Source organism: Micromonospora sp. NPDC051227, assembly GCF_044455385.1.
Taxonomy (GTDB): Bacteria; Actinomycetota; Actinomycetes; order Mycobacteriales; family Micromonosporaceae; genus Micromonospora.
This window is the reverse complement of sequence record NZ_JBITET010000013.1, coordinates 118,788-144,697: the sequence shown is the minus strand read 5'-3', so window position 1 is coordinate 144,697 and position 25,910 is coordinate 118,788. Positions and strand designations below refer to the sequence as shown.

24 protein-coding genes and 1 riboswitch are annotated in these 25,910 nt (G+C 72.4%); of the genes, 14 read left to right on the top strand and 10 right to left on the bottom strand.

From position 1 onward, the window contains the following. Positions 1-151 precede the first annotated feature (151 nt). The 4 genes from ACIA47_RS26740 (at position 152) to ACIA47_RS26725 (ending at position 5,227) form a co-directional block, all read left to right on the top strand. On the top strand, positions 152-1,048 hold the full coding sequence (locus ACIA47_RS26740; protein ID WP_396711195.1) for an ABC transporter permease: 897 nt from the start codon (positions 152-154) through the stop codon (positions 1,046-1,048). A gap of 34 nt (positions 1,049-1,082) precedes the next feature. After that, complete coding sequence (locus tag ACIA47_RS26735) at positions 1,083-1,859, top strand: ABC transporter ATP-binding protein (protein ID WP_354973680.1); 777 nt, start codon at positions 1,083-1,085, stop codon at positions 1,857-1,859. 146 nt (positions 1,860-2,005) lie between these two features. Continuing rightward, the gene (locus tag ACIA47_RS26730) at positions 2,006-3,523 is read left to right on the top strand and encodes a D-ribitol-5-phosphate cytidylyltransferase (RefSeq protein ID WP_396711194.1); all 1,518 of its coding nucleotides are present in this window, start codon (positions 2,006-2,008) and stop codon (positions 3,521-3,523) included. 33 nt (positions 3,524-3,556) lie between these two features. After that, positions 3,557-5,227, top strand: a complete 1,671-nt coding sequence (locus ACIA47_RS26725) for a CDP-glycerol glycerophosphotransferase family protein (RefSeq protein WP_396711193.1) — start codon at positions 3,557-3,559, stop codon at positions 5,225-5,227. Positions 5,228-5,249: 22 nt separating this feature from the next. Here ACIA47_RS26725 and ACIA47_RS26720 read toward each other — a convergent pair whose 3' ends face one another. From ACIA47_RS26720 to ACIA47_RS26700, 5 genes are all read right to left on the bottom strand, one after another. Continuing rightward, positions 5,250-5,996, bottom strand: a complete 747-nt coding sequence (locus ACIA47_RS26720) for an alpha/beta fold hydrolase (protein WP_203125751.1) — start codon at positions 5,994-5,996, stop codon at positions 5,250-5,252. A gap of 123 nt (positions 5,997-6,119) precedes the next feature. Continuing rightward, the gene (locus ACIA47_RS26715) at positions 6,120-6,968 is read right to left on the bottom strand and encodes a C39 family peptidase (protein ID WP_396711192.1); all 849 of its coding nucleotides are present in this window, start codon (positions 6,966-6,968) and stop codon (positions 6,120-6,122) included. A 234-nt stretch (positions 6,969-7,202) separates the two neighbouring features. Continuing rightward, a riboswitch (cyclic di-AMP (ydaO/yuaA leader) is annotated at positions 7,203-7,343 on the bottom strand. 284 nt (positions 7,344-7,627) lie between these two features. Next, on the bottom strand, positions 7,628-8,398 hold the full coding sequence (locus ACIA47_RS26710) for a hypothetical protein (protein WP_396711191.1): 771 nt from the start codon (positions 8,396-8,398) through the stop codon (positions 7,628-7,630). A 133-nt stretch (positions 8,399-8,531) separates the two neighbouring features. After that, the gene (locus tag ACIA47_RS26705) at positions 8,532-8,954 is read right to left on the bottom strand and encodes a hypothetical protein (RefSeq protein ID WP_396711190.1); all 423 of its coding nucleotides are present in this window, start codon (positions 8,952-8,954) and stop codon (positions 8,532-8,534) included. Between the two features lie 92 nt (positions 8,955-9,046). Then, complete coding sequence (locus ACIA47_RS26700; protein ID WP_396711189.1) at positions 9,047-10,282, bottom strand: acyltransferase family protein; 1,236 nt, start codon at positions 10,280-10,282, stop codon at positions 9,047-9,049. Positions 10,283-10,581: 299 nt separating this feature from the next. On the opposite strand from ACIA47_RS26700, the gene ACIA47_RS26695 reads away from it, so the two are divergent. Both ACIA47_RS26695 and pseI read left to right on the top strand, forming a co-directional pair. Next, the gene (locus tag ACIA47_RS26695) at positions 10,582-11,745 is read left to right on the top strand and encodes a glycosyltransferase family 2 protein (RefSeq protein ID WP_396711188.1); all 1,164 of its coding nucleotides are present in this window, start codon (positions 10,582-10,584) and stop codon (positions 11,743-11,745) included. Positions 11,746-11,878: 133 nt separating this feature from the next. Next, positions 11,879-12,931, top strand: a complete 1,053-nt coding sequence (gene pseI, locus ACIA47_RS26690; protein ID WP_396711187.1) for a pseudaminic acid synthase — start codon at positions 11,879-11,881, stop codon at positions 12,929-12,931. A 25-nt stretch (positions 12,932-12,956) separates the two neighbouring features. On the opposite strand, the gene ACIA47_RS26685 is transcribed toward pseI, so the two are convergent. From ACIA47_RS26685 to ACIA47_RS26670, 4 genes are read right to left on the bottom strand one after another with little or no spacing between them, the layout of a single operon-like run. Beyond that, positions 12,957-13,412: a hypothetical protein gene (locus tag ACIA47_RS26685; RefSeq protein WP_396711186.1), complete on the bottom strand. Its 456-nt coding sequence runs from the start codon at positions 13,410-13,412 to the stop codon at positions 12,957-12,959. Positions 13,413-13,464: 52 nt separating this feature from the next. After that, complete coding sequence (locus ACIA47_RS26680) at positions 13,465-14,220, bottom strand: SDR family NAD(P)-dependent oxidoreductase (RefSeq protein WP_203120389.1); 756 nt, start codon at positions 14,218-14,220, stop codon at positions 13,465-13,467. Continuing rightward, a complete protein-coding gene (locus ACIA47_RS26675; protein WP_396711185.1) occupies positions 14,213-15,493 on the bottom strand; it encodes an AMP-binding protein in 1,281 nt (426 codons plus the stop codon). The genes ACIA47_RS26680 and ACIA47_RS26675 overlap by 8 nt, the downstream gene beginning before the upstream one ends. Further along, complete coding sequence (locus ACIA47_RS26670) at positions 15,490-15,741, bottom strand: acyl carrier protein (protein WP_109818347.1); 252 nt, start codon at positions 15,739-15,741, stop codon at positions 15,490-15,492. The genes ACIA47_RS26675 and ACIA47_RS26670 overlap by 4 nt, the downstream gene beginning before the upstream one ends. A gap of 100 nt (positions 15,742-15,841) precedes the next feature. On the opposite strand from ACIA47_RS26670, the gene ACIA47_RS26665 reads away from it, so the two are divergent. Beyond that, positions 15,842-16,351, top strand: coding sequence for a GNAT family N-acetyltransferase (locus tag ACIA47_RS26665; protein WP_396711184.1), 510 nt, complete (start codon positions 15,842-15,844; stop codon positions 16,349-16,351). Between the two features lie 102 nt (positions 16,352-16,453). Here ACIA47_RS26665 and ACIA47_RS26660 read toward each other — a convergent pair whose 3' ends face one another. Then, complete coding sequence (locus tag ACIA47_RS26660; protein WP_396711183.1) at positions 16,454-18,190, bottom strand: hypothetical protein; 1,737 nt, start codon at positions 18,188-18,190, stop codon at positions 16,454-16,456. Positions 18,191-18,554: 364 nt separating this feature from the next. On the opposite strand from ACIA47_RS26660, the gene pseB reads away from it, so the two are divergent. From pseB to ACIA47_RS26625, 7 genes are all read left to right on the top strand, one after another. Further along, entirely contained in the window at positions 18,555-19,535 is a 981-nt protein-coding gene (pseB, locus tag ACIA47_RS26655; RefSeq protein WP_203120391.1) for a UDP-N-acetylglucosamine 4,6-dehydratase (inverting), read from the top strand. After that, positions 19,535-20,692, top strand: coding sequence for a DegT/DnrJ/EryC1/StrS family aminotransferase (locus ACIA47_RS26650; RefSeq protein WP_396711182.1), 1,158 nt, complete (start codon positions 19,535-19,537; stop codon positions 20,690-20,692). The genes pseB and ACIA47_RS26650 overlap by 1 nt, the downstream gene beginning before the upstream one ends. 10 nt (positions 20,693-20,702) lie before the next feature. Next, a complete protein-coding gene (locus ACIA47_RS26645; RefSeq protein WP_203120393.1) occupies positions 20,703-21,551 on the top strand; it encodes a hypothetical protein in 849 nt (282 codons plus the stop codon). Continuing rightward, positions 21,541-23,367: a class I SAM-dependent methyltransferase gene (locus ACIA47_RS26640; RefSeq protein WP_396711181.1), complete on the top strand. Its 1,827-nt coding sequence runs from the start codon at positions 21,541-21,543 to the stop codon at positions 23,365-23,367. Before ACIA47_RS26645 ends, ACIA47_RS26640 begins: the two co-directional genes overlap by 11 nt. Next, positions 23,364-24,137, top strand: coding sequence for a cytidylyltransferase domain-containing protein (locus ACIA47_RS26635; protein WP_396711180.1), 774 nt, complete (start codon positions 23,364-23,366; stop codon positions 24,135-24,137). Before ACIA47_RS26640 ends, ACIA47_RS26635 begins: the two co-directional genes overlap by 4 nt. After that, the gene (locus ACIA47_RS26630; protein ID WP_396711222.1) at positions 24,134-25,210 is read left to right on the top strand and encodes a PseG/SpsG family protein; all 1,077 of its coding nucleotides are present in this window, start codon (positions 24,134-24,136) and stop codon (positions 25,208-25,210) included. Before ACIA47_RS26635 ends, ACIA47_RS26630 begins: the two co-directional genes overlap by 4 nt. A gap of 64 nt (positions 25,211-25,274) precedes the next feature. Next, positions 25,275-25,910 carry an alpha-ketoglutarate-dependent dioxygenase AlkB gene (locus ACIA47_RS26625; protein WP_396711179.1) on the top strand — a complete coding sequence of 212 codons (636 nt, stop codon included), beginning with the start codon at positions 25,275-25,277 and terminating at the stop codon, positions 25,908-25,910.

Here is a 25,910-nt window from a genome sequence, read left to right as displayed (position 1 = left end):
CAGCGTAGCGCAACGACGGTACGGTTGCGTCCCGACGTGTTTCGGACTACTGTCCTCGCAGCGACGAGGCGGCGCCCCGCGCATATTTCCCACTAGGATTCGATCGTCGCGAGCAACCCCCGTCTGCACGAAAGATCGGAGCGCCATTTCCATGGCCACCACCGCGCTGGTCGACCCCGACACGGGCCTGACCCAGGCGCAGCTGGCCGCTCGGCACGGGCTACGGGTCGCCGGTGAGCGCCCCAGCCTCGTCGAGTACAGCCGCCGACTATGGGCCTACCGGCACTTCATCGCCGCGTACGCCAACGCCAAGCTCGTCGCCTCGTACAGCAACGCCAAGCTGGGTCAGCTCTGGCAGGTGCTCACCCCGCTGACCAACGCGGCTGTCTACTACCTGATCTTCGGGGTGGTGTTGGCGCAGGAAGACAAGATCCCGAACTTCATCGCCTACCTGACCACCGGGCTGTTCATCTTCAACTTCACCCAGAGCGCGGTCCTGGCCGGCACCCAGTCGATCAGCAGCAACCTGGGGCTGATCCGGGCGCTGCACTTCCCCCGGGCCAGCCTGCCGCTGTCCACCACGATCACCCAGTTCCAGCAACTGCTGGCCTCGATGGTGGTGTTGATCGGCATCGTGCTGGCCACCGGCGAGCCGCTCACCTGGAAGTGGTTCCTGCTGGTGCCGGCGCTGCTGCTGCAGGCGGTGTTCAACGCCGGCGTGGTGCTGATGGTGGCCCGGCTGGGCTCCAAGGCGAGCGACCTGAAGCAGGTCATGCCGTTCATCATGCGGACCTGGATGTACGGCTCCGGCGTCCTCTACAGCGTCAGCCTCTTCGAGCGGCTGCCCGGCTGGGCGACGACACTGGTGCAGTACAACCCGCTGCTGGTCTACATCGAGCTGGCCCGGTACACGCTGCTCGAGGAGGCACCGCTGCTCAACGAGTCGCTGACCCAGCTCTGGCTGGTCGGCGTCGGGTGGGCGCTGGTGGCCGGCATCGGCGGTTTCCTCTACTTCTGGCGCGGCGAACAGGAGTACGGCCGTGGTTGAGCACTTCGACGCCCCCATCGAGGCGAGCGCGACGATGACCCGGACGCAGGAGCGCATCCCGACCGTGGTCGTGGACGACGCGCACATCATCTACCGGGTGCACCAGGGCGCCGCCGGTGGCACCACGCCGGTGGCCGCGCTGCGCCGGCTGGTCAAGCGCACCCACGCGCCGAACGTCCGGGAGGTGCACGCGGTCAAGGGCGTCTCGTTCACCGCGTACCGGGGTGAGGCGATCGGGTTGATCGGTAGCAACGGCTCCGGCAAGTCCACCATCCTGCGGGCCATCGCCGGCCTGCTGCCGGTCAACCGGGGCGCCATCCACACCCAGGGGCAGCCGTCGCTGCTGGGCGTCAACGCCGCCCTGCTCAACGACCTCTCCGGGGAGCGCAACGTCGTCCTCGGCTGCCTGGCCATGGGCATGCACCCGGACGACGTGGCCAAGCAGGCCGCGGGGATCATCGACTTCTCCGGGATCAACGAGCGGGGTGACTTCGCCAGCCTGCCGATGCGGACGTACTCGTCGGGCATGGCGGCCCGGCTGCGGTTCTCCATCGCCGCCGCCAAGAAGCACGACGTGCTGCTCATCGACGAGGCGCTCGCCACCGGCGACAAGGGCTTCCGCAAGCGCAGCGAACAGCGGGTGCGGGAGCTGCGGGAGGGCGCGGGAACGGTGTTCCTGGTCAGCCACCAGCTCTCCTCCGTCCGGGACACCTGCGAACGGACGATCTGGCTGGAATCGGGTCTCATCCGGATGGACGGCCCCACCGACGAGGTCATCCGGGCATACGAGGCGTACGCGAACAGCAAGTAGAGTTCCGGCGAACGTCCGGCATCGACATGGCACCTGAGGACCGCGTCGCCCGCGTTGGGGCGACGCGGTCCGCGCGTTAAGGTTCATTCCGTCGCCGCTCGGGCGGAACCTTCCGTTAACGCATCCCTGAGAGTGAGGATCCGGCAATGACGCAGGACCAGACCCCTGGCCCGGACGCCGAAGCGGAGACCCCAACGCCGTGGCGGCCCTCGCGGACAGTGGCGGTGGTTCTGGCCGGCGGCACCGGGACCCGGCTGGGGCTCGGCATCCCGAAGCAGCTGCTGAAGATCGCCGGTAAGCCGATCATCGAGCACACCCTGGCGGTCTTCGAGGCGGCACCGGAGATCGACGAGATCATCGTGCTGATGGCCACCGGCCACGTCGAGGACGCCCGGCAGATCGTCGAGAAGGCCGGCCTGCGCAAGGTCACCAAGGTGATCGAGGGCGGTGACACCCGCAACGCCACCACCCGGATCGCCCTGGACGCGGTCGGCCCGGAAGACTGCAACATCCTCTTCCACGACGCGGTACGCCCGCTGCTCAGCGGCCGGATCGTGCGCGAGTGCGTCAACGCGCTCTGGAGTTACGACGCCGTGGACGTGGCCATCCCCTCCGCGGACACGATCATCCAGGTCGACGACAACGACTGCATCACCGACATCCCGGTGCGCTCCCGACTGCGCCGTGGTCAGACCCCGCAGGCGTTCCGCTCCCCCACGATCCGGGCGGCGTACCAGATCGCCGAGGACGACCCGGACTTCGCCGCCACCGACGACTGTGGCGTGGTGCTGCGCTACCTTCCCGGCACCCCGATCAAGGTGATCGACGGTTCGGACGAGAACATCAAGGTCACCCACCCGGTCGACGTGCACCTGGCGGACAAGCTCTTCCAGCTCGCCGCCGCGCAGGCGCCCCGACTGACCGACCACCGCAGCTACAGCGAGGAGCTGACCGGCCGGACCATCGTGGTGTTCGGCGGCAGCTACGGCATCGGCCACGAGTTGACCGAGCTGGCCCGGCGCTACGGCGCCCAGGTCTTCCCGTTCAGCCGTTCCAGCACGGGCACCCACGTGGAGCGGGCCGAGGACGTCAAGGCCGCGCTGACGACCGCCTTCGAGGCCACCGGCCGGATCGACCACGTGGTGGTCACCGCCGGCATCCTGGAGAAGGGCGCCCTCGCCGAGATGGACGAGGAGACCATGGACCGGCTGCTCCAGGTCAACTTCGTCGGCCCGGTGACCATCGCCCGCCAGGCCCTCCCGTACCTGCAGCAGACCAAGGGCCAGTTGCTGCTCTACACCTCCAGCTCCTACACCCGGGGCCGGGCCCGCTACGCGCTCTACTCGGCCACCAAGGCCGCCCTGGTCAACCTCACCCAGGCGCTCGCCGACGAGTGGGCCGACGTGGGCGTCCGCGTCAACTGCATCAACCCGGAGCGCACCGCCACCCCGATGCGGACGCGGGCCTTCGGCGAGGAGCCGGAGCACACCCTGCTCGCCGCGGAAGCCGTCGCCCAGTCGTCGCTGGACGTGCTGATCTCCGACCTGACCGGTCAGGTGATCGACGTACGCCGGGCACCCGGTGACGGACCCACGCCGAGCGTGCCGGCGCAGTCCGGATCGGGTCGGGTCGAGGCACCGGCCGGCGCGACGTCCACGAACTGACGCCGACGGCTGCGGAACCACGAACGGAGCGACATGCGCGGCGACCTGGTCCGAAAGCTGGCCGCCCGGTGCCTGACCACCGGGTTGGCCGTGCTGGCCTTCGTCGTGCTGGCGCTGACCGGCGCCACCGGCTGGGGGCTGGCGTTGGCCGTCGCCGCGCTGGCCGCCTCGGCCGCCGAGCAGCGGATCCGGCCCAGCGCTGACCTGGTGGCGGAGACCGCGTTGATCGCCGCGGCGATCCTGGTCGGTTACTCCCGGCGGCTGGACGACGGGCTCAACCTCGCGCTGGTCGCCACCGGGCTGGTCCTGCTGGGGCTGGTGCTGCTGGTGGGGCCGCTGCGCACCGCCGGCGGTCTGGAGATCCGGGCGGCCAACCTGCCGGTACGCGCCTGGACGCCGCTGATCGCCGACCGGCTCGGCACGGGCCTGCTCGGGCTGCTCGCCGCCCTGGCGCTCGCCGCCGTGCTCGCCCTGCCGGCTGGTGTGGCGCTGGCCGCCAGCCTGCTGGTCGGTGCGGGTGCCGGTGCGGTCGCGCTGGACCTCGCCCGGCGGCGGTTGCGGCCGCGGGCCGGTGGCGGGTCGGTGGCCGCCGCGCTGCGTCGGCACCAGCCGGAGTTCCTGCTCTACTTCTCCGCGCCTCCCGGCTCGGAATACCAGGTCACCATGTGGCTTCCGTACCTGGAACGGATCGGCCGGCCGTTCCTGGTCGTGCTGCGTGAGCCGGAGTTCCTGGCGCCGATCGCGGCAGCCACCGACGCACCGGTGGTCTACTGCCCCACCCTGCGGGCGATGGACGAGGCGTTGGTGCCGAGCCTGCGGGCGGCGTTCTACGTCAACCACGGTGCGAAGAACAGCCACTGCATCCGCTTCACCCAGCTCACCCACATCCAGCTGCACCACGGCGACAGCGACAAGGCGCCGAGCGCCAACCCGGTGTCGGGGATCTTCGATCGGATCTACGTGGCCGGGCAGGCGGCGATCGACCGGTACGCCCGCGCCGGAGTGCGGATCCCGGCGGACAAGTTCGTGGTGGTGGGTCGCCCACAGGTCGAGTCGATCGAGGTGCGCCCGGAGCCCGCGCGGGGGTTGGCGCACCCGACGGTGCTCTACACGCCGACCTGGACCGGGCACCACGCCGACGCCGACTACTGCTCGCTGCCGGTGGCCGAAAGCCTGCTGCGCCGACTGTTGGAGCGCGGCGCGACGGTGATCCTGCGGGCCCACCCGTACACCGCGCAGAACCCGGCATCGGCCCGCCAACTGGGCCGCCTGACCGAGTTGCTCGTCGCCGACCGGGCCCGCACAGGCCGCCAGCACGTGGTCGGCGCGGCGGCTCGGGAGCTGAGCCTGACCGAGTGCGTCAACTCGGCCGACGCGCTGGTCTCCGACGTGTCCGGCGTGATCTCGGACTTCCTCTACTCCGGCAAGCCGTACGCGGTCACCGACATGGGCGACGAGGGCGACCGATTCGTGGAGCGGTTCCCGCTGGCCGGTTCGGGTTACGTGCTGCGCCGGGACGTGTCCAACGTGGACGAGGTGCTGACCGCACTGCTGGACACCGACCCGCTGGCCGAGGCCCGCTGGGCCACCCGCCGCCGCTACCTGGGTGACTTCCCGGCCGAGTCGTACGCCGAGGCGTTCCTGACCGCCGCCCGCCGCGAGCTGGCACCGGCTGAGACACTGACCGCGTCCACACCGGCGTAGGGCCTGTGCGGGCCCTGACCGCTCAGCGGTACGGGTCGAGCAGCGCCAGCACCGCCGCCGGGTCCTCGACGTGCGCGTTGTGCCCGAGGCCGGGCAGCGTGGCGACCGGTACGCCGTACTCCTTGAGCTGTTCGTCGGTGACCATCGGATCGTTCTCCCCGCGCGCCAGCACCACCGGCACGTCGGTCGCCGCCAGCAGCGCGGCCAGGTCGGGCTCGCCGACGGCGAAGGCGGTCGGGTCCATGGCGAGGCGCCATCGGCCGTCGACCTGGCGCAGCCCGGCGTCCACCACCGGGTGGTCCGGCGGGACCAGGCCGGCCAGCCCGGAGACCCGCAGGTAGCGGCGAGCCGCCTCGGTGCGGCTGGCGAACCAGCTCACCGGGCGGGCGGCGACCTCGGCGGCGCGGGTCAGCTCAGCGGGTGACCAGAGCGCCTTGATGCCCAGCCCGACGACCGCGTCCACCGACGTTCCGGCGTCGCGGGCGGCCAGCGCCAGGCCGACCACCCCACCCAGCGAGTGCCCGAGCACGACCAGCCGGTCGTCGGGGGCGAGGGCCTGCGCGATCTGCTGGGCGAAGCCCGCGAAGGAGTACGACGGCAGCGGCGATGCCCAGCCGTGGCCGGCGAGGTCCGGTGCCAGCCACCGCCCGGGCCAGTGCTGCTCAAGGTACGGGGCCCAGGGCAACCACACGTCCCCGGTCGCTCCCATGCCGTGCAGCAGCAGCAGGACCGGCCTGCGGCCGGTATGACCACCCGTTTTCTCCACCACGGCCGCAGTCTCCCACGGTTCACGGTCGGGTACGAGAGCCGTCGATTACCGACCGCGCGGACAGACGCCGCGGGCGCCGGCCCCTTGTGGGGGACGGCGCCCGCGGCGGTCAGCGTGCCCGGGTCAGGCGGAGTAGCCCCGGCTGGTGATCCAGTTGGCCAGGTCGATCGTGGTGATCCAGTACGACGGGTCGGCCGGGTTCGCCGAGTCGGCGATCCGTACGGTGCGGCCGTTGTCCTTGTAGCCCACGACGGCGATGTAGTGCCCGCCGCCGTAGGAGTGCCAGCCGCCGTCGGTGTCGGTGGCGTCCCCGACGACGTTGGCCACCACGCCCCGGCCGTCGGTGATGGCCTTCACCACGTCGGCCTGAAGGCGGTCCATCTGGGCCGGGCTGGGCGCGCCGGGGAACATCCGGGTCCGGTACGGGGAGCCCTTCACCTCGGCGTTGAGCACCCGGGTGGTGTCCTCGGCCGAGTTGGTGCCCATCTCGGTGGTGCCCAGCTCGGCGCCGAGCTCCTCCTGGGTGCGGTCGATGCCGGCGGCGCTGAGCGCGTTCCGGGTGGCCGCCGGGCCGCAGTTGTAGTAGGTGTTCTGCGCCTCGTAGTCGTAGTCGAGCACCTTGGTCACGGGCGGCTTCGGCCGCTCCGGCTTCCGGGTCAGGTCAGGATTGCTGCTGGCCTTGGCGGCGGGCGACGTGGCGCTGGTAGCCGGGGCGGCCGTGGTCGGCGCGGCGCTGGCCGAGGGGGACTCGTCCCGAGCCTCGCCGCGGGAGGCGGCGACGTCGCTGCGCATCTCGGCGACAGTGGTCGCGGTGCGCTGGCCGGCCGGGGCGTCGTCGGCAGTGGTGAGCAGGGCGCCGGTGCTGGTGGCGATCGCGAGGGCCGCCGCGGAGGCGGCGACGATCTGGTACGGGCGCTCGGTGGTGAGGCGGCGGAGCTGACGCTGCAGGGTGTGCTTCACGGGGTCCTCCACGGATCGGGGGGAGAGCGGCACACCGGGGCCGGACCGGTATCCGGGCAGGCGCCAGCGCGCGGACCGTGGTCCGCGGATGGTGAACCGCTCAGGGGAAGGCCCGGCACGGCCGGGCGGGGAAGGCGATGACCCGGGGGGGTCAGCTCACCGTCACTGGACGAATGAGCGGGTGCACCGCCGCGCCGTGGAGGCGAGGGAACAACCGAGGGGTGGAAAGGTGCTGCACGAGGATGGGACTCCTTCCGACACCGCCTACCGGGTTAGCTGACGGATTCGGGCGGGAAGACGCCCTACCGCGGGCCGTGGCTCGCGGATTCACCCCGGACTTACTGGTGGGTCCCCGGTTCGTTGGTCACGATTAAGCGGGTCGATGCGGCGTCGCGTCTTGCGATCGGTTACCGCACCGGACGGGACGACACTACTGGTGTCTCAAGGCCCTGCCAAGCCAGGTTCACCTGCGTAAACCCCAATCGGCGCGACAATTTCTGCGCGTATTGCCGATGATGTGACTCGATGGGACAAGCGGTTACGGAGACGCCTGCGGGCGACAACCGGACAGGCCGTAAAGAACGCGGCCACAATCGTGGGAACAATCCCGCCGATCGCGCCGGACGTCCGATTTCCCGATTGGGTGACCGGCCTCACATCACGGATTGGGCTCAACCCACCCGGGCCGGGCGCCAGCGGGCCACGACGGCGGGACGCAACGCCCCGGCCACCGTGCGGCGCGCGGGGACCACTGTCGGGCGTAGCCGGGCCGCCGCCGCGTACGCCTCCTCGGCGAGGGCACGAGCCGAATCCGCGGCCAACTCCGCGTCGCGCCAGGCGGCCCGCTCACGGTCGGCGGCCACCTGGTATTCGGCCAGCCGCGCATCCCGGACCACCCGGCTGATCAGCACCTCCTGCTCGATCGGGTGTCGCCGGGGATCCCAGCCGCGCCGGTGCCCGAACACGTCGCCGAGCTGCGCCATTGTCAGGTCGCCCCGCCAGTACGCCGCCATCGCCGCCCGGTGCAGATAGCGTTCCCGGGCGGCGTACTCGGCCGGGGTGTGCGGGGTCTGCGGGGTGGGCAGCGCCCCGGCGCCCGCGAAGCGCCGCGCGGCGGTGTCCGCCTCGTCGTACCCGATCCAGGCCTGCTCCAGCTGCTCCTGAGCGGTCAGCCAGGTGGCGCGTCGCCGCTTGGCGGTGGTGGCCGCGCCGGCCGCGGCGACGGCCACCTCCTCGGCGTAGCGGCGCAGGTCGACGGCCTCGGCGGCGGCCAGCTCCCGAGCAGTGGGCCCGGCCGGGAGCGGGTCGTCCGTGAGCCGGTCCCGTTCGGGGCGGGCGGCCAGCACGGTGAGCAGGCCCAGGGTCAGCAGGAACAGCGTCGACCAGATGGCGGCGGCCCGCGGCATCTCGGTCACGAACTGGTAGAAGACGACGGTCTCCATGGTCGGCACCTCGGGGAGAGAGCAGTGCGATGGGGAGCCGCGCCGACCAGTGGGCCACGGCGGGCCACGGGCCGGCGGGTCAGGGAGCTGGTGGGTCGACAGGGCGCGGTGTCGGGACGGTCGTCCCGGTGGCTCAGCGCCCGGGTGGAGCCCGGGAAGCCCGACCACCCGCTGCGTCGACGAGGGACAGTCGGTCAGATTCCGCCGCGCGGACCGGCAGCACGCCGGCCGCGATGGTGCCCTGATCGCCGGGGAGCGCCACCAGCGTGTCGACCGACCATGTCGGGACCGACTCCTCGGCGGCCTCCGGCGGTATCGCCGGGGCCGGGCGGGCCGCACTGTGTGCCTCGGAGTGCCGGTAGGAGGCCGCCAGCGACCCGACGGCGACCGAGGACGGCACCGCGCTCGACGTCGGCACCGGGCCGGGTGTTGGCGTGGCGGCCGTGGCCGGGCCTGCGCCGAGCGCCAGGGCCGCAACGACGGCGAGGCTGGTCAGCACCCGAGTCGCCCAGCGCGCCACCCACCACAGCGGACAGGTGAACGCGACCGGGAGCACGTCCCCACGCTACCGTCGCGCCGCCCCGGGCGCACCGACCACGGGCGTGTCGCATCACGCCGCGCCGACCCCGCTGACCAGGGTGGACGCTGTCAGCGCAGGTCGACGTACGTTGATCGACCGGCGGCCTGACCGACCTCGTCGGCAGGTCCGTCGACCTCGCCGCGGGCGCTGCTCGCGGGGTACCGTGCGTCGTCGTCGCCGGCCGCCCGTTGTCGGGGGACGGGCGCCGGACGGGCCGCACGGCGCGGCGCGAGCCGGCGCATCATCGGGGTTTCGACGAAGCGGTGCAGCAGCCCGGCGAGGATCAGGTTCGCCGCCAGGAAGCCGAGCACCACGGCCGGGCCACGCCAGCCCGCGAAGCCGATCCCCCAGGTCCCGCTCCAGCGCAGCACACTCGTCATCACCAGGACGTGCACCAGGTAGAAGGCGAACGAGACCTCACCGAGCCAGACCAGCGGCCGGGACCGCCACGGCGAGCGCCGACCCCGCACGTCCGCGTCCGCGGCCGCGGTGATCACCAACAGGTACGCGACAGCGAGCAGCGTGGTCCACAGCTCGGCGCGGATCCACTGCGCGGCCGCCACCCAGGTGACCAGGAAGATGACGCTGGCCACGGTCAGACGGGGACCGCGCCAGAGCCCCCGGCGCATCAATTCGGCCGCCACCGCGCCCAGCCAGAACTCCAGCGACCGCACCGGCGGGAAGATCTGGGTGAACCACCAGCGGCTCACCTCCGGCACCAACTCCTGCGCCGGCCAGAGCGCGAGGATCAGCAGCGGCAGCGCGACGATCAGCGCCCAGAGCAGCTTCGGTCGGGCCCGGCGCAGCAGCGGCAACGCCAGCGGCAGACACAGGTAGAAGAAGACCTCGCAGGACAGCGACCAGCTGACGGTGTTGATGCTGTAGAACCAACCCGGCCGGGGGTCCCACGCCTGCAACAGCAGCAGGTTCTCCAACGCCGCCGCCGGCAGGACCGGGTCGGCGAACCACCAGGCGACCACCAGCGTCGCCGCAAACAGCACCAGGTGGTTCGGATAGATCTTGGCGATCCGTCGCCGCCAGAACGTACGCCGGGAGTCCCCCTCGCGGGCCGACCAGACCAGCACGAAACCGCTGAGGATGAAGAAGAACTGCACCCCGGAGAGACCGAGGGTGAACAGCGCGTCGATGACGGCCTTGTAGTCCGGCTCGGCGATGATCCGCATGGTGCCGGCGTGAAAGCCGAAGACCAGCAGCGCGGCGATCCATCGCAGCCCGGTCAGCGAGGGCAGCCGGGGCGGGGCCGGTGCGGGCCGGGCGGCCGACGTCGCGGCGACGCTCGTCATGCCGGGATCCCGGCGCTCGGCAGGGTCACCAGCACGGTCGTAGCCTCCTCGTCGCGGCGTCGGACGGCGCGACGGCGACGCCCACGACGACCCGGCAGGGCCGCACCGAGGCACCCTACCGGGTCACTCCCGGGTGAACCGGACGCATCCCACCCGCCCCACGCCCCCGCGTTCCCCGGGCCGGAAACCGGCCACCGGCCCGGCGTTAACCTTCCGCTGGGCGGGAGTTCAGAGAGTCCACCATCGGCGGCAACGTCAGGTTCCGGGGCCGGCCACCCGGGTCGTCGAAGGTGGCGGACGTGGTCAATGAGCCGACGCACGCACCGCTGCTGAGCATCGTCGTGCCCGTGTACGGCGTCGAGGCGTACCTGTACCAGTGCCTCGAGTCGATCCGGGCCGACATCCCGGCCGGCGAGTCGGACGCGGTCGAGCTGATCGCCGTCGACGACGCCTCCCCGGACGGCTGCGGCGACATGCTCCGCTCGTACGCGGTCAGCCGCGACGGCGTGCGCGTCGTGCACCTGAGCAGCAACGTGGGTCTGGGGTTGGCCCGCAACGCCGGGCTCGACGTGGCCACCGGCTGGTACGTCTGGTTCGTCGACAGCGACGACTGGTTGCCACCGGGGACGATCGCGGCGGTGCTGGACCGGCTGCGTCAGCACCAGCCCGACGTGCTGATGCTCGACCACCTGCGGATGCACGAGGACGGCAGGCGGGAGGTCGACGCGAGCAGCCCGCTGCTGCGCGGGATCACCGGCGTCACCCGGTTGGCGGACCAGCCGCAGCTGCTGCGGGTGCAGCACACCGCCTGGAACAAGGTGGTCCGCCGGGACTTCATGGACGAGTTGGAGCTGCGGTTCTTCCCCGGCTGGTACGAGGACATCCCGTTCAGCCACCCCCTCCTGATCGGGGCCGAGAAGATCTCCGTGCTGGACCGGGTCTGCTACCTGTACCGCCAGGGCCGCCAGGGCGCCATCACCTCCACCCGCAGCGGCCGGCACTTCGACGCCTTCGCCCAGTACGAGCGGCTGATGGACTGGGTCGCCCGAAAGCACCCGGACGAGCGGTTGCAGGCCGAGCTGTTCGAGCTGATGATCAGCCACTACCTGGTGGTGGTGGGCAACGACGGCCGGCTGCACCCACACCTGCGGCGCGACTTCTTCCACCGGGCCGCCGCGCACTACCGTCGCTACCTGCCCACCGGCGGCTACCCGCTGCCCCCGGGCGTGACCGGGCTCAAGCACCGCCTCATCGGGCGGGGTGACTGGGTGGCGTACTCGGCGCTGCGCCAGGCCCACCGGGTCGCTGGCCGCCTGCGTCGACCCGGCCCGGCGGTCGGCGCCGACGGCGGTTCACTCGCCGCCGACGAGGACCCGGGGCGAGGGGCGAGCGCCGAGCCGACGCGCGACGGTGGGCTCGCGCCGGAGCGGCGCGACGCGCTGGCCGTCGGCCGGCTGCCGTGATCGACCCCACCGCGCAGCACGCCGGGAGCCGGGGCGGCTCCCGGCGCCCTGATTTCCCAGGTCGTCCGCCCGCCGGGTGGACGACGACAGCACCACCGCACCCCGGTGCGGACGTACCTGAGCAGAGGTCGGAATGACGGCGACAATCAAGATCGGACCGCACGCGGTCGGTGCCGGGGAGCGACCGTTCGTGGTCGCCGAGATGTCCGGCAACCACAACGGCGATCTGAACCGGGCGCTGGCCATCGTCGACGCGGTGGCCGCGAGTGGGGCGCACGCGCTCAAGCTCCAGACGTACCGGCCGGACACCATCACCATCGACGTCGACACCCCGGCGTTTCGGATCTCCAGCGGGCACGAGCTGTGGGGCGGGGAGAACCTGTACCGCCTCTACGAACGCGCGCACACCCCGTACGAGTGGCACGCCCCGATCTTCGAGCGGGCCCGCGAGCGGGGCCTGACCGTCTTCTCGTCGCCGTTCGACGCGACCGCCGTGGAGCTGTTGGAGTCGCTGGACGCGCCCGCGTACAAGATCGCCTCGTCGGAGCTGGTCGACCTGCCGCTGATCCGACTGGTGGCCAGCACCGGCAAGCCGATGGTCATCTCCACCGGAATGGCGACGGTCGCCGAGATCGACGCCGCCGTACGCACCGCCCGGGCCGGCGGCGCGGCGGGCATCGTCCTGCTGGCCTGCACCGCGTCCTACCCGGCGCCGCCGGCCGACAGCAACCTGCGCCGGTTGCCGGTGCTGGCCGGCGCGTTCGACGTGCCGGTCGGGCTCTCCGACCACACCCCCGGCATCGGGGTGGCCGTCGCCTCGGTGGCGCTCGGCGCCTGCTTCATCGAGAAGCACGTGACGCTGGACCGGGCCGACGGCGGCGTGGACTCGGACTTTTCCCTGAACCCGGCGGAACTCACGGCCCTGGTCGCCGAGTCCGGCCGCGCGTACGAGGCGCTGGGTGGAACCGCGATCGGACCGACCCCTGCGGAGCGGGAGGGGCTACGATTCCGCCGGTCGCTCTTCGTGGTCGAGGACGTCCGGGCCGGCGATCCGGTGACCGCGCACAACGTCCGCTCGATCCGGCCGGCCGGCGGACTGGCCCCCGTGGAGATCGACCGGGTGCTGGGCCGCACCTTCACCACGGATGTCCTACGCGGCACCCCCCTGAGCTGGGACCAGATCTAACCCGCCCCGCCCCGCGATCTTGCACCTACTGTCCCGACGAAAGGCGTGTAAGCCGCGATTCGGCGTCAGAAAGTGCAAGATCGCGGGGCGGGAGGGTCGGGGCGAAGCCGACGGTGACCACCAGGTCGGCCAGCCTGAGGGTCCGCCAGATCGCCGATCCGTCGGCCGGCGTACCCAGACCGTGACGCCGCCACCAGGCCGCCACCGATACATCGGCCAACTTGCACCAGCATTCGGCCCGGGTCCAGCGGGCCCAGAAGTCCGCCGTGCCGAACCGGCGGGCCAGCGCCGGGGGCACCGGGGCGTCGGCGCGCTCCGCGTCGACGGCCACCCGCCAGCCGGGCGCCGATGGGCCGTACCAGCCGACGCACCGTCCATCGTCGAGGTGACTGCGGGTCACCGCGTCGGCCATCGCGGCCGGCGACCCGATGCGCAGATGCTGCTCGGCGGCGACGAGCAGCCCCGGCACCGGACGCGGCACGGCCGTCCCGCCGTGCCGTGCTGGTCGCACCGGCGGGGGAACCGGCCGCAGGTCAGCTGGCGGCGGCACCGTCCACCACGATGACCTGGCCGTTGATGTTCGTGTGCTCCCGCAGCAGCATCCGCACGACAGGGGTGACCTCCACCGGCTCGGTCAGGTGACCGGTCGGGGTGCGGCGCACGATCTGGTCGAGCTGGGTCGGACCGAGCACGGCGGACATCTCCGAGGCGAAGAACCCGGGCGCGACCGAGTTGACCAGCATCCGGCCGCCCAGTTCGCGGGCGAGCGAGCGGGTGGCGGCGTCCATGCCGCCCTTGGTGGCCGAGTACGCGACGAGGCCGGGGAAACCGCGCTGCCCGCAGATCGAGGTGATGTTGACGATCCGCCCGCGCAGCCCTTTGGCGAGCATCCTGCGGATCACCAGCCGGGTCAGTTGAAGCGGGGCCGTCAGGTTGGTCTCGATGATCCGGGCGATGTCGTCGGTGGCGGTGTGCGCGTGCAGGGAGTCCTGCCCCATGGCGGCGTTGTTGACGATGCCGTCGATCGGGCCGAGGCGCTGCTCCACCTCACGGATGAAGCTCTGCGCGGCGCGCAGGTCGGTGACGTCCACCGAGCCGACGTGCACCCGGTCGGGGTGCACGGCGGCGAGCTTCTCCAGCTCCGGGGTGATGGTGCGGGCGAACGCGGCCACGCGTACGCCCGCGTCGAGCAGGTCGGTGACGATGGCCAGGCCCAGTCCACGGGAACCGCCGGAGACGAGGACCACGGAGCTGGGCGGGACGAGCTGGGTGTCGGCTGGCTCAGACATCGCTCTTCAGGGTCTCCTTGACGGGAATGTCGGTCAGGACGCGAATGCGGCGCGGCACCGCGTGCTCGGGGAGCCGGTCGGCGCACCAGCGGACCAGCGCGGCCTCGTCCGGCACACCGGTGTCAACGGAGGCCGGGCCGGCCGGGGCGAGGACCACCTCGGCGACCACCATCCGCCCGAGCACCGGGGCGCGGCGGCCGGTCACCCGGGCCCAGGCCACCGCCGGATGCCCGGCCAGCACGCCGCGGACCACGCCGGCGGAGACCTTGCTGCCACCGACGTTGATCTCGTCGGAGTCCAGTCGGCCGGTGATCAGCACTCGGCCGTCGAGCACCTGCACCCGGTCGCCGGTGCGGATCGGGCCGGCGAGACCGGCCCCGTGGTACGGAGAGGTGACCACCAGCTCGTCGTCGCGGACGGAGAGCGTCGGCCGGCCCGGGGTCTCCCGGTCCAGCCAGTCGACCGGAAACCCGGCCCGCCCGTCGTGCACCACAATGGACGCCCCCACCTCGGAGGACGCGTAGATCCAGGAGATCCGGGCCGTCGGGAAGACTTCCCGCAGCTGGTCCAGGATCGCCTGGTCCACCGGTTCCCCGCCGAGGGTGATCTGGCGCAGCGGCACCCGGGCCAGCGCCTCGGCGTCGCGGTAGAGGGTGCGCCGCCAGAAGGTCGGGGTGCCGGAGGCCGCGTCCACCCCGTGGGTGGCCGCGACCGTGGGCCAGTCGTCCAACTCGTCGGGCTCGACCACCACCAGGTGCTGGCCGGGCTGGGTCAGCGACAGGGTGACGACCTGCCACCAGGCGTACGTGCCGGGGGCGTACGGGCAGAGCCAGGTGCGGTCGGGTTGGTCGGCCCGCACTGTGGTCAGCGTGTCGAGGGTGTGCCCGACCCGCTTCGGACGTCCGGTGGAGCCCGAGGTCAGCAGCCAGAGCCGGCCCGGCTCGGCGGATCGCGGCCGGGCCGCTGCGCTCGGGTGCACGCCGTCGTCGTCGAGGACGCCGACGGTGAACCCGGCGGCCAGCAGCTCGGTGCGCATCACCGCGTCGACCCGACTCGCGGTGGTGAGCAGCAGCTCGGTGCCGTGCACGGCGTGCTGCCGCGCCGCGGTGAGCGCGTGCACGGCCGAGCGGGCGAGCACCGCCGCCGGGTCGGGCACTGTGGGCGTCGGTAGCGAACGCCACGTCAGCGCGGTGCCACCGACGACGAGCCGGTTGTCGACACCGGCCGGCTCCGGGCTGGCGGGGGTGAGGTGGCGCGACGTCGCGACGGTCACTGTTGTTGAAGCTCGACGAGGAAGTCGAGGACGTCCCCGACGGTGGCGATGCGACGCAGCCCGGGGGCGTCGAAGTTGAGCTCCTCCCCCGTCTCGTCCTCCACCCGCAGGGCCAGCTCGGAGAAGTCGAGCGACCGGAAGCCGATCTCCCGCAACTGCGCCGCGTCGTCCGCAGGCAGCTCCTTGTCCTGATTCTTCAGCACCTGAGCCATGAGGTCGCGGATCTGCGCGCGACTCAATTCGTTCATGCGCCGCAGTCTACAACCCAAGGAATTCATATCTGATTCCCCGGTAGGCCCGGGTAAGGTGCCGGAACCCGACGTGAACGGCTAGGAAAGCGAGACGCACGTGCTGCGCGAAGCGACGACGGACGACGTTCATCTGATGTTGTCCTGGCGTAATCAGGAAACCAATCGACAGGTCAGCAAGACCAGTCACGAGATCACCGCCGAGGAGCACGCCCGGTGGTGGTCGGCGGTCCGCGACGACCCGTCCCGGCGAGTGCTGGTGTACGTCCGCGACGACCGGGCCTGCGGTGTGGTCACCTTCTTCGACCTGCGGTTGGACGGCCCCCGAACCGGCGCGTGGGGCTTCTATCTCGACGCCGACGGGCTGGACGGGCGGGGCGAGACACTGCCGGCCTGGCTGGGTGTCATGCGGGAGGCCGTCGAGTACGCCTTCGACGGGCTGCACCTGGACCGACTCGACGGCGAGGTGCTCGGCCACAATACCGTCGTACGACAGATGAATCGGCGTTTCCGATTCGTCGAGGGCACCCCGCGACAGGAGCTGTCCGACGGTCGGGAAATCACCGTCATCCCGATTTCCCTGGCCCGGGCAGACCGTCGCCAGCGCTGATTGTCGGACACTTTCCCGTAATGGACGGGAACCATTAACCGACCGTGCTTCCGGTGGACATCCGCCGTTCACGGATGGCGTCGTCCACCGGGGCGGGGTGGGTCAGGCCCGCCGCCAGGCCGCCCAGTGCTGTTCCGGGTTCCCGCCGAGTCGGACGAAGCCGTACGCCGTGCCGTCCCAGTCGTCGACCTGCCCCGGTGCCCAGCGGGCGAACACGACCTGCGCCGCGGCCGGCGGCTGCCTGTCGCCGAACCACCGGACGTCGGTCCAGGTCACCTGGTGGCTGAGGTTGAACCGGAGGACGTAGTGCACGCCGGTCGAGGCCCACACCCGCTCGCCGGGGCGTACGCCGACGTCGGCCACCCGGGGCGTCGGGGCGGTGCTCTCCGCGGCAGGTCGCACGATCCGTTGGTCGATCACCTGCATCGTGACGAGGTTGACCGCCACGAGGGCGCCGAGGATCGGCAGCCGCAGGCGGGGCACCCGGGCCGCGGCGACGAGCAGCACACAGCCGGCGATGCCGACCAGCGACCCGACCACCGGTCGCAGCTCCCGCCAGCCCCCGGTCAACGCCACCAGGTCCGGCGCGCTGAACCCGCCGTAGCGCAGCTGGTGGCCCTGGCTGGCCACGTACGCGAGTCGGGCCGCGATCAGCGCACCGCCACCGACCAGCAGCGCCACCGCGACCGCTGCCCGGCGCAGCACCACCCGCCAGCCGGCGGTGAACAGCACCCCAAGCCCAACCAGCAGCCACAACGGCGCCAGCATCTGCACGTACCGGCCGTAGATCGCGTCCAGCGGCTTGCCGGTGATGCCGGACAGGATCACCGACGCGCCGCCGGCCACCCCGACGGTCACCACCAGCGCCACGCCCATCGTCCAGCGGGCCGCGTCGCCGTGCCGTGGACGCCACAGCTCGCGCACCGCGCCGGCCCAGGCCACCCCGGCCATTCCGAACGTGATCACCACGAGGTACCAGAGCTGGGTGGTGACCGCGGCGCTCACCCGGGCCACGCCCTGGGCGGAGGCGATCGCCTCGAACGTGCTGCCGCCAGGGGTGCTGCCGAGCAGGTAGACCTTGCCGCCGAGGTAGCGGATGGCGGCCTCGTTGACCAGCGCCATGGCGAGCACCGGCAGCAGCGCCGCGAGCACCACGGGCGGGCTGATCCGGCGGCGGACGAACAGCAGCAGCACCAGCCCGGCGTGCACGGCCACGATCACCAGGCCGCGGGAGTGCAGCAGGTGGAACCCGCCGACGAGCAGGCCCACGGTGGCGGCCGCGAGCGGGCCGGGCCGGGTGATCCAGCGGTGCACGGCGAGCAGCCAGGCGACCACGAGCGGCGCCATCACCGCGTCGATCATGGCGACGCCCGCGTAGAAGGCGGTGGCCGGCAGGGTCGCCGCCGCGACCGCGCCGAGCAGCGCGTACGAGCGGCGCAGCCGGAACAGGCGGCGACCGAACAGGTACGCCAGCGGCAGCAGCGTCGAGTTCACCATCGCGTTGATCAGCTGGACCATCCGGTAGCTGTCGGTGAAGTCCCGGTCCCCGAGGAACGCCGGCGAGATCAGCATCGGGTAGCCGACCCGGCGCAGCAGGTCGTTCTCGCTGCTGAAGCCCCCCGGGCCGCCGGCCAACGCGCGGGCGGTGTTCAGGTAGCTGTCCTCGTCGGTGTGGGCGATCGGCAGCACGATGTGCCGGGACCACCACATGCGCCAGGCCACGCTGAGCACCCAACCGACGACCAGCAGCAGTGGCACCAGCCAACGTCGGGCGGGCTGGCCGCTCGGCGTCTCGGCCACCACCACCGGCCGTTCGATCACGTCGCTACCGGGTGCCATGAACGCCTCCAGATTTGCCGGCCGGACCGGGCCCGCGCTGATCCGACGGGCCCACCGGCCGACGTCGGTGACGCCCGGGGTGGCCCGCTCGCACCGAGCCGGTGTGGATGTCGGGTGAACGTGGGACCCGGCTGCGTGCCGGCCCCCGGGTCGTTCGCGCGGTCACTGTAACGGCCCGATCCGGCCAGGTCAGCCCACATCCGGGGCGGTCGGAAGTGTTCGCCTACCCGGTGTTCGGCATTCACGGGAGCAGAGGTTGTGGTTCACCCGCGAGCGCCGAGGAGTTAACCCGCCATGGCTAGCGTGTCACCCCGGTCGGCCGGCCCAGGGCCGCTCGTTCATCCACGAACACGGGAGCACCACATTGAGTGAGTTGAATGGATCGTCCATTCTGATCACCGGGGGAACTGGTTCCTTCGGCAGGACGTTCCTCCGGCACATCCTCAACGAGGCCGACCCCGCCCGCGTGGTGGTGTTCTCCCGCGACGAGCTCAAGCAGTACGAACTGCGCCAACAACTTGGCGACGACCCGCGGCTGCGCTGGTTCATCGGCGACATCCGGGACCGGCACCGCCTCACCCGGGCCATGCACGGCGTCGACCACGTGGTGCACGCCGCCGCGCTGAAGCAGGTGGACACCGCGGAGTACAACCCCTCGGAGTACATCGCCACCAACATCACCGGCTCGCAGCACGTCGTCGACGCGGCGATCGAGGCCGGCGTCAGGAAGGTCATCGCGCTCTCCACCGACAAGGCGTCCAGCCCGATCAACCTGTACGGCGCGACGAAGCTGGTCGGCGACAAGCTGTTCGTCTCGGCCAACCACTACGCCGCCCAGCACCCCACCCGGTTCGCGGTGGTGCGCTACGGCAACGTGGTGGGCAGCCGCGGCTCGGTGGTCCCGCTGTTTCGCCGGCTGGCCGCCGAGGGCAAGAGCCTGCCGATCACCGACAAGCGGATGACCCGCTTCTGGATCACCCTGAATCAGGCAGTGCAGTTCGTCATGGACTCGTTCGACCAGATGCAGGGTGGCGAGCTGTTCGTGCCGCGTATCCCGAGCATGCGCATCCTCGACCTGGTCGAGGCCGTGGCCCCGGACGCCACCACGCACGAGATCGGGATCCGGCCGGGCGAGAAGCTGCACGAGGAGATGATCGCGCCCGACGACAGCCGGCGGACGCTTCGCGCCGACGGTCGGTTCATCGTCCAGCCGACCATCGCCACCTGGGGCTACCAGGCGCCGGTCGACTGCGACCCGGTCCCGGACGGCTTCGCCTACCAGTCGGACACCAACGACGAGTGGCTCACCGTCGAGCAACTGCGCGACATGCTCGGCATCAACTGATGACGGGGATGCTCCCGTACGGCCGGCAGTCGATCAGCGAGGACGACATCACAGCCGTCGCCGACGTGCTGCGCGGCGACTGGCTCACCACCGGTCCGCAGGTCGACGCCTTCGAGGCCGACCTCGCCCGGTGGACCGGCGGAGTCGGTGTCGCCGCCGTCTCCAACGGCACCGCGGCGCTGCACGTGGCGTACGCGGCGGCCGGGGTGGGGCCGGGCGACGAGGTGGTCGTCCCGCCGATGACGTTCGTGGCGACAGCCAGCAGCGCGGTCGCCCTCGGCGCGAAGATCGTGTTCGCCGATGTCGACGACGAGACGTTCTGCCTCGACCCGGCGGCGGCCGCCGCCGCTGTCACCTCGCGGACGACTGTCGTCGCCGCTGTCGACTACGCCGGCCACCCCGCCGACTACGACGCGCTGCGCAGGTCGGTCGAGGGCAGCAACGCACTGCTGCTCGCCGACGCGGCGCACTCGATCGGCGGGACGTACCACGGTCGGCCGGTCGGTTCGCTCGCCGACCTGACCACGTTCTCGTTCTTCCCCACGAAGAACCTGACCACCGCCGAGGGCGGCGCCGTCGCGGCGCTGGACCCGGAGATCCTGAAGCGGGCCCGCCGGTTCCGCAGCGTCGGCGTGGTCCGCGAACGCGACGACCTGCGTTTCCCGGATGAGGGCGGCTGGCACCAGGAGGTGCACGAGTTCGGGCTGAACTACCGGCTGCCGGACGTGCTCTGCGCCCTGGGCCGCAGCCAACTGCGTCGGCTCGGCGAGTTCACCGCCCGCCGCAGCGCCCTGGTCGCCCGCTACGACGAGGCGCTGGCCGACCTCGACGGCGTGCTGCTGCCGGGCCGCAAGTCGTGGGCCGACCCGGCCTGGCACCTCTACCCGATCCGGGTGCTCGACGGGCGTCGCCGCGAGGTGTACGACCGGATGCGCGCCGCCGGCATCGGCGTCCAGGTCAACTACATCCCGGTGCACTGGCACCCGGCCTTCGCCGACCTGGGTTACCGGCGCGGGTCCTGCCCGGTGGCCGAGTCGTTCTACTCCCAGCAGCTGTCGCTGCCGCTGTACCCGGGGCTCAGCGACGCCGACCAGGACCGCGTCATCGACGCGCTGACCGCCGCGGTGCGGGTCGGCTCGGTGCGTTCCGCCGCCTGATGGGAACCTGATGCACCACGCCAACCACTTCTACGGCCACGCGCACGTGCTGGCCCGGTACGCCGGCCTCGGCGACCGGCACCCACCCCGGATCAACGGGTACGTGCAGCACGGCTGGAACATCGGTGACGGCCTGGCTCCCGGCCACCCGTACGCCGAACGCACCCCCAGCCTGCTCTGGTCGGAGCAGACCCGCCGCCGGGCCTGGTCCGTGGGGCGACGCAACGTGGTCGTCATCGGCGCGCCGTTCAGCTACCTGTTGGCCATGCGACCCGAGGAACCACCGGCCGAGGAGCGGGAGGGCACCATCTGGTACCCGTTCCACGGCTGGGAGGGTCAACACGTCAAGGGCGACCACCGCAAACTGATCGCCCTCATCCAGGACACCGAGCGTGGCCCGGTCACGGTCTGCCTCTACTGGCACGAGTACCGGATGCGCAACGTGCGCCGGCTCTACGAGCGCGCCGGGTTCCGGGTGATCTGCCACGGCTACCGGGGGCACTGGTGGAAGGACACCGATCCGGAGTTCCTCGACCGACAGCTCACCGAGCTGCGCCGTCACCGCCGGGTAGCGTCCAACCGGCTGACCAGCGCGATCTTCTACGGCATCGCGGCGGGGTGCGAGCCGGCGGTCTACGGCGACCCGATGATCCTTTCCAACGAGGACCCCACCTTCGGCGGCACCGCTCGGATCCGACGGCAGTGGCCGCAGCTGCACGGCACCACTGTGGACCTGCCCACCGCTGTCGAGATCGCCCGCGCCGAGCTGGGCACCGACCACCGCTGCACACCGGCCGAGTTACGCGAGCTGCTCGGTTGGGCGAACCTCCAGGAGGAAGAGGAAGACCGTGACGACTGAGACGGCACCCGCCGACCGGATCACCCTGCCGGGCGGCGAGATGCTGGCCTGGTCGGACCTGCCGCAGGAACGGCTGGCCAACGGGGGCCCGCTCGCCGCGCTGGCCGCCCGGTTGGTGCCGCCCGGCGCCCGGGTCCTGGTAGCCGGTCCACACGACCCGGCGCTGCTCGACCAGCTCACCCACGCCGAGGTCACCTGCCTGCTGCGCAGCCACCCGGACGCGGTGGCGCTGGCGCACCGGGCCGCCCGCGTGGTGGTGGGTGGCCCGGCGGGGCTGCCCGGCGACGACACGTACGACGTGGTGATCGCCGCTGCCGGGCTGGACCCGGTGGAGTCGGTGGAGGGCACCCGGCTCGGCTGGGACGCTGTGCTGGTGCGACTCGTCGCCGCGCTGCGACCGGGTGGCGCATTGCTGCTGCGCCTGGACAACCCGCTGGGCCTGCACCGACTGGTCGACACCACCCCCTGGTACGCCCGCCGCGACGACTCCGCCTGGGTGATCGGCGGGGTGCTGGACCGCGCCCACCCGGCCAACCGGGACCAACTGCGCGAGCGGCTCGGCGCCGTGGGGCTGCGGCCGGCCGCGTGCTGGGCCGCGTACCCCGACGTCAGCACCCCGACGGCGCTGCTGGACGCCGACCACCTCGACCGGGGCGCCGGCTCCGGCCTGTTCGACGCGGTGCTGCACGGCGCCTGCGCCGGGGGTTTCACCAACGCCACAGTGCTACAGGACCCGGCCCGGCTCGCCGTGGACGCGCTGCACGCCGGACGCGCCGCCGACCTCGCACCGGGCTGGCTGACGCTCGCCCACCGGCCTGCCAGCCAAACGGACCCGACCACGCCGACCGTCGACCGGGACCTGCCGGTGGCTCTCGTGCAGACCGGTCGCCCCGGGATCGGCGTGCTGGAGGTGCTGGGCGGCCCCTCCGGTTGGCGCTGGGGGCCCATCCCGACCACCGAGGCGACGACGCCGGCCGTCGCGCCGTTCGCCAGCCGCGAGGCCGCGTACCGGGACGCGGACGCGCTGTCCGGACCGGTGCCGTCCGGCCGGCTGCTGCGTACCCTGCTGCTCGACGCGGCCCTGCGTCGCGACCTGGCCACCCTGCGCGCGCTGCTGCGCGGGTACGCGGGCTGGCTCGCCGACCAGGCCGACACCGACAGCCGGATCGCCGGCGCGGCGGCGCTGGCCGGCACCGACAACGTGGTGGTCGACGGCGAGCGGTACGCGGTGCTCGACCCCAGCTGGCGGGCCACCGCCGCGCTGCACGGCGACGTGGTCCTCGCCCGCGGGCTGTGGCGCTTCGCCGCGGGCCTGCTCACCGGCGGGTACGCCCACCCGTGGTCGTCCACTCTCGACGTCGCGGGCCTGACAGTGGTGCTCGGCGGACTCGCCGGTCACGACCTCGACCGCGCGACCATCAGCGAGGCGGTCGAGGCCGAGGCGGCCATCGCCGCCGCGCTGCACGGGCTGGACGCCGACGGCACTGTCAACCTCGCCACCGAGCTGCGCGCCGTCGCGCCGACCGACCCGCCGGTGGGCGGGCACAGCTACCAGCAGCTACGCGAGGCGTGGCTGCGCCAGCGCGAGGAACTCACCCGGTTGACCGCGCTGACCGCGTGGACCGAGGAGCTGCTCACCTCGCGGGAACGGGCGCTGCGCCGGGCCGAGACGACGATCGGCCTGCTCAGCGGGTCGCTCAGCTACCGGGTGGGCCGGCTCGCCATCACCCCGGCCCGCCTGGCCAAACGGGGTGCCCGCGCCGCCAAACGTCGGGCCACCGCGGTGCTGGCCCCCAAACAGGAGGAGCAACAGTGACCGGCGCACCGGTGCCCGGGGTCTCCACGGACGACGCGGGGCCACGGATCGTCGGCATCGTGCAGGCGCGGATGGGTTCGTCCCGGCTGCCCGGCAAGGTGCTCCGCCCGCTCGCCGGACGCTCCGTGCTGGGCCGGGTCGTACGCGCCGCCCGGGACAGCGGCGTCCTGGCCGACCTGGTGGTCGCCACCAGCACCGACGCGGTCGACGACGCGGTGGCGGCCGAGTGCGCACGGCTCGACGTGTCGTGCCACCGCGGGCCGGTCGACGACGTGCTGGACCGGTTCCTGGGCGCCCTCGCGGCGCACCCGGGGGACGCCGTCATGCGGTTCACCGCCGACTGCCCCCTGCTCGACCCGGAGCTCATCACAGTGGTCGCCTCGGTGTACCGGGCGGTCCCCGGGCTGGACTACGCCAGCACGTCGATCGCCCGGACCCTGCCCCGAGGGCTGGACGTCGAGATCATCCGAGCGGGGACGCTGCGCACCCTGGGCCGGCTCGCCACCGACCACCACCGGGTGCACGTCACCTCGTACGCGTACACCCATCCCGAGCTGTTCCGGGTGCTCGGGGTGACGCTCACCCCGGACCGCTCCGCGCTGCGGCTGACCCTCGACACCGAGCAGGACTGGGCGCTGGTCAGCGCGATCGTCGACCACTTCGGTGACGTCAGCGTGCCGCTGGCCAAGCTCACCGACTGGCTCGACGGTCAACCCCGGCTGCGCGCGCTCAACGCCGACGTACGACAGAAGCACCTGGAGGAATCCTGAGCACCCTGAGGGTCGGGTTGCGCTGCGACGCGGGGCCACGGCGCGGCGTCGGCCACCTCGTCCGCTGCCTGGCGCTCGCCGAGGAGTTCCTCGCCCGGGGCGCCGACGTCACAGTGTTCGGCACCGTCGAACGGCTCGACTGGGCAACCGCGGAGCTGGCCGCGCGGGGCATCCCGCTGCTCCCCGGCCCGGACTCGGCGGCCGAACTGGTCGAGGTGGCCCGCCGACACGACCTGGACGTGCTGGTCCTCGACTCCTACGAACTGGACCCGGCCGGGGCCGGCGCCCTGCGCGCCGCCGGCGTCCACACCCTCGCCATCATCGACGGCGACAGCCGAGGCCAGGTCGCGGACCTCTACCTCGATCAGAACTTCGGGGCGGAGCTGCCAGGGCTGGGTTCCGGGGCGGAGCTGCCCGGCCGGCTGCTCGCCGGGAGCCGGTACGCCCTGCTGCGCGACACCGTGATCAGCGCCCGGCCGCCGGTCGTCCCGCCCGCCACGGCGGTCAGCCGCCCCCGGGTGCTGGCCTTCTTCGGTGGCACCGACGCGGTCGGCGCGGCACCGGTCCTGACCCGGGCGCTGGTGGCCACCGGTCACCCGATGGACCTCACTGTCATCGTCGGGCGACCCGAGATCGAGGCGGAGGTCGACGATGTCGCCCCCGGCCGGGGGCAGACCATCCGACCGGTACCGCCCACCACCTCGCTGCCGGCACTGATCACCGAAGCGGACCTGGTGGTCAGCGCCGCCGGCACGTCCACCTGGGAACTCTGCTGCCTCGGCGCACCCAGCGCACTGGTCTGCGTGGTCGACAACCAACGTGAGTCGTACACCCGGGTGGTGCGGCACGGCCTGGCCGCCGGCCTCGGCGAGCTGCCGGAGCTGACCGCCGGTGGCGTCGCCGGACGAGCTGCCCGCGCGACGGCGGCACGGACCCTGCACGGGTTGCTCAGCTCGCCGCAGCGGCGCGCGACGCTCGCCGCGCGCGCCTGGTCCACCGTCGATGGGCAGGGCCGGGCGCGGGTGGTGGACGCGGTGTTCGACGCCGTACGCGCCGCCGCCGTCCCCGGCTGACCGCAGCGGGCCGGCACCGTTCGCCGCTAGCACGGGTGTACGAAAGTGCTGCTAGGGTGGCCGCATGACGCAGGCCGCCTACCAGCCGTCGATGCTCGACCTGGCCGACGCCGGGCCAACGCTGGGGCCGCTGCCCGGCCAGATCCGCCGGCACCAGCTCAGCCGGGGTGCCTGGGTCGACCACCTTCCGGGCTGGGTGCGCGGCTCCGACACTGTCCTCGACACCCTGCTCACCGAGGTGCCCTGGCGTGCCGAACGGCGCACCATGTATGACGCCGAGGTCGACGTGCCCCGCCTGCTCTGCTGGTACGACGGCGCGAGGCCACTCCCCCACCCCGTGCTCACCGCCGCGCGGGCCGCACTCACCGGGCACTACGCGCCCGAGTTGGGCGAGCCCTTCGTCACCGCCGGCATGTGCCTCTACCGGTCCGGGCGCGACAGCGTCGCCTGGCACGGTGACACCATCGGCCGCTCGGCGCACAGCGACACGATCGTCGCGATCGTGTCGTTCGGAGCACCCCGACCGCTGCTGCTGCGCCCACGCGGCGGCGGCGAGAGCCTGCGCTTTCCGGTGGGCCACGGCGACCTGATCGTGATGGGCGGCTCCTGCCAACGCACCTGGGAACACGCCATCCCCAAGACCACCCGGCCCGTGGGCCCCCGGGTGAGCGTCCAGTTCCGCCCCCACAACGTCGCCTGA

Coding starts and splice junctions, on each gene's coding strand:
- ACIA47_RS26645 (WP_203120393.1), top strand. CDS start 20,703: ATGCACCACGCCAACCACTTCTACGGCCACGCGCACGTGCTGGCCCGG.
- ACIA47_RS26740 (WP_396711195.1), top strand. CDS start 152: ATGGCCACCACCGCGCTGGTCGACCCCGACACGGGCCTGACCCAGGCG.
- ACIA47_RS26710 (WP_396711191.1), bottom strand. CDS start 8,398: ATGGAGACCGTCGTCTTCTACCAGTTCGTGACCGAGATGCCGCGGGCC.
- ACIA47_RS26670 (WP_109818347.1), bottom strand. CDS start 15,741: ATGAACGAATTGAGTCGCGCGCAGATCCGCGACCTCATGGCTCAGGTG.
- ACIA47_RS26680 (WP_203120389.1), bottom strand. CDS start 14,220: ATGTCTGAGCCAGCCGACACCCAGCTCGTCCCGCCCAGCTCCGTGGTC.
- ACIA47_RS26735 (WP_354973680.1), top strand. CDS start 1,083: ATGACCCGGACGCAGGAGCGCATCCCGACCGTGGTCGTGGACGACGCG.
- ACIA47_RS26625 (WP_396711179.1), top strand. CDS start 25,275: ATGACGCAGGCCGCCTACCAGCCGTCGATGCTCGACCTGGCCGACGCC.
- ACIA47_RS26650 (WP_396711182.1), top strand. CDS start 19,535: ATGACGGGGATGCTCCCGTACGGCCGGCAGTCGATCAGCGAGGACGAC.
- ACIA47_RS26660 (WP_396711183.1), bottom strand. CDS start 18,190: ATGGCACCCGGTAGCGACGTGATCGAACGGCCGGTGGTGGTGGCCGAG.
- ACIA47_RS26730 (WP_396711194.1), top strand. CDS start 2,006: ATGACGCAGGACCAGACCCCTGGCCCGGACGCCGAAGCGGAGACCCCA.
- ACIA47_RS26725 (WP_396711193.1), top strand. CDS start 3,557: ATGCGCGGCGACCTGGTCCGAAAGCTGGCCGCCCGGTGCCTGACCACC.
- pseI (WP_396711187.1), top strand. CDS start 11,879: ATGACGGCGACAATCAAGATCGGACCGCACGCGGTCGGTGCCGGGGAG.
- ACIA47_RS26700 (WP_396711189.1), bottom strand. CDS start 10,282: ATGACGAGCGTCGCCGCGACGTCGGCCGCCCGGCCCGCACCGGCCCCG.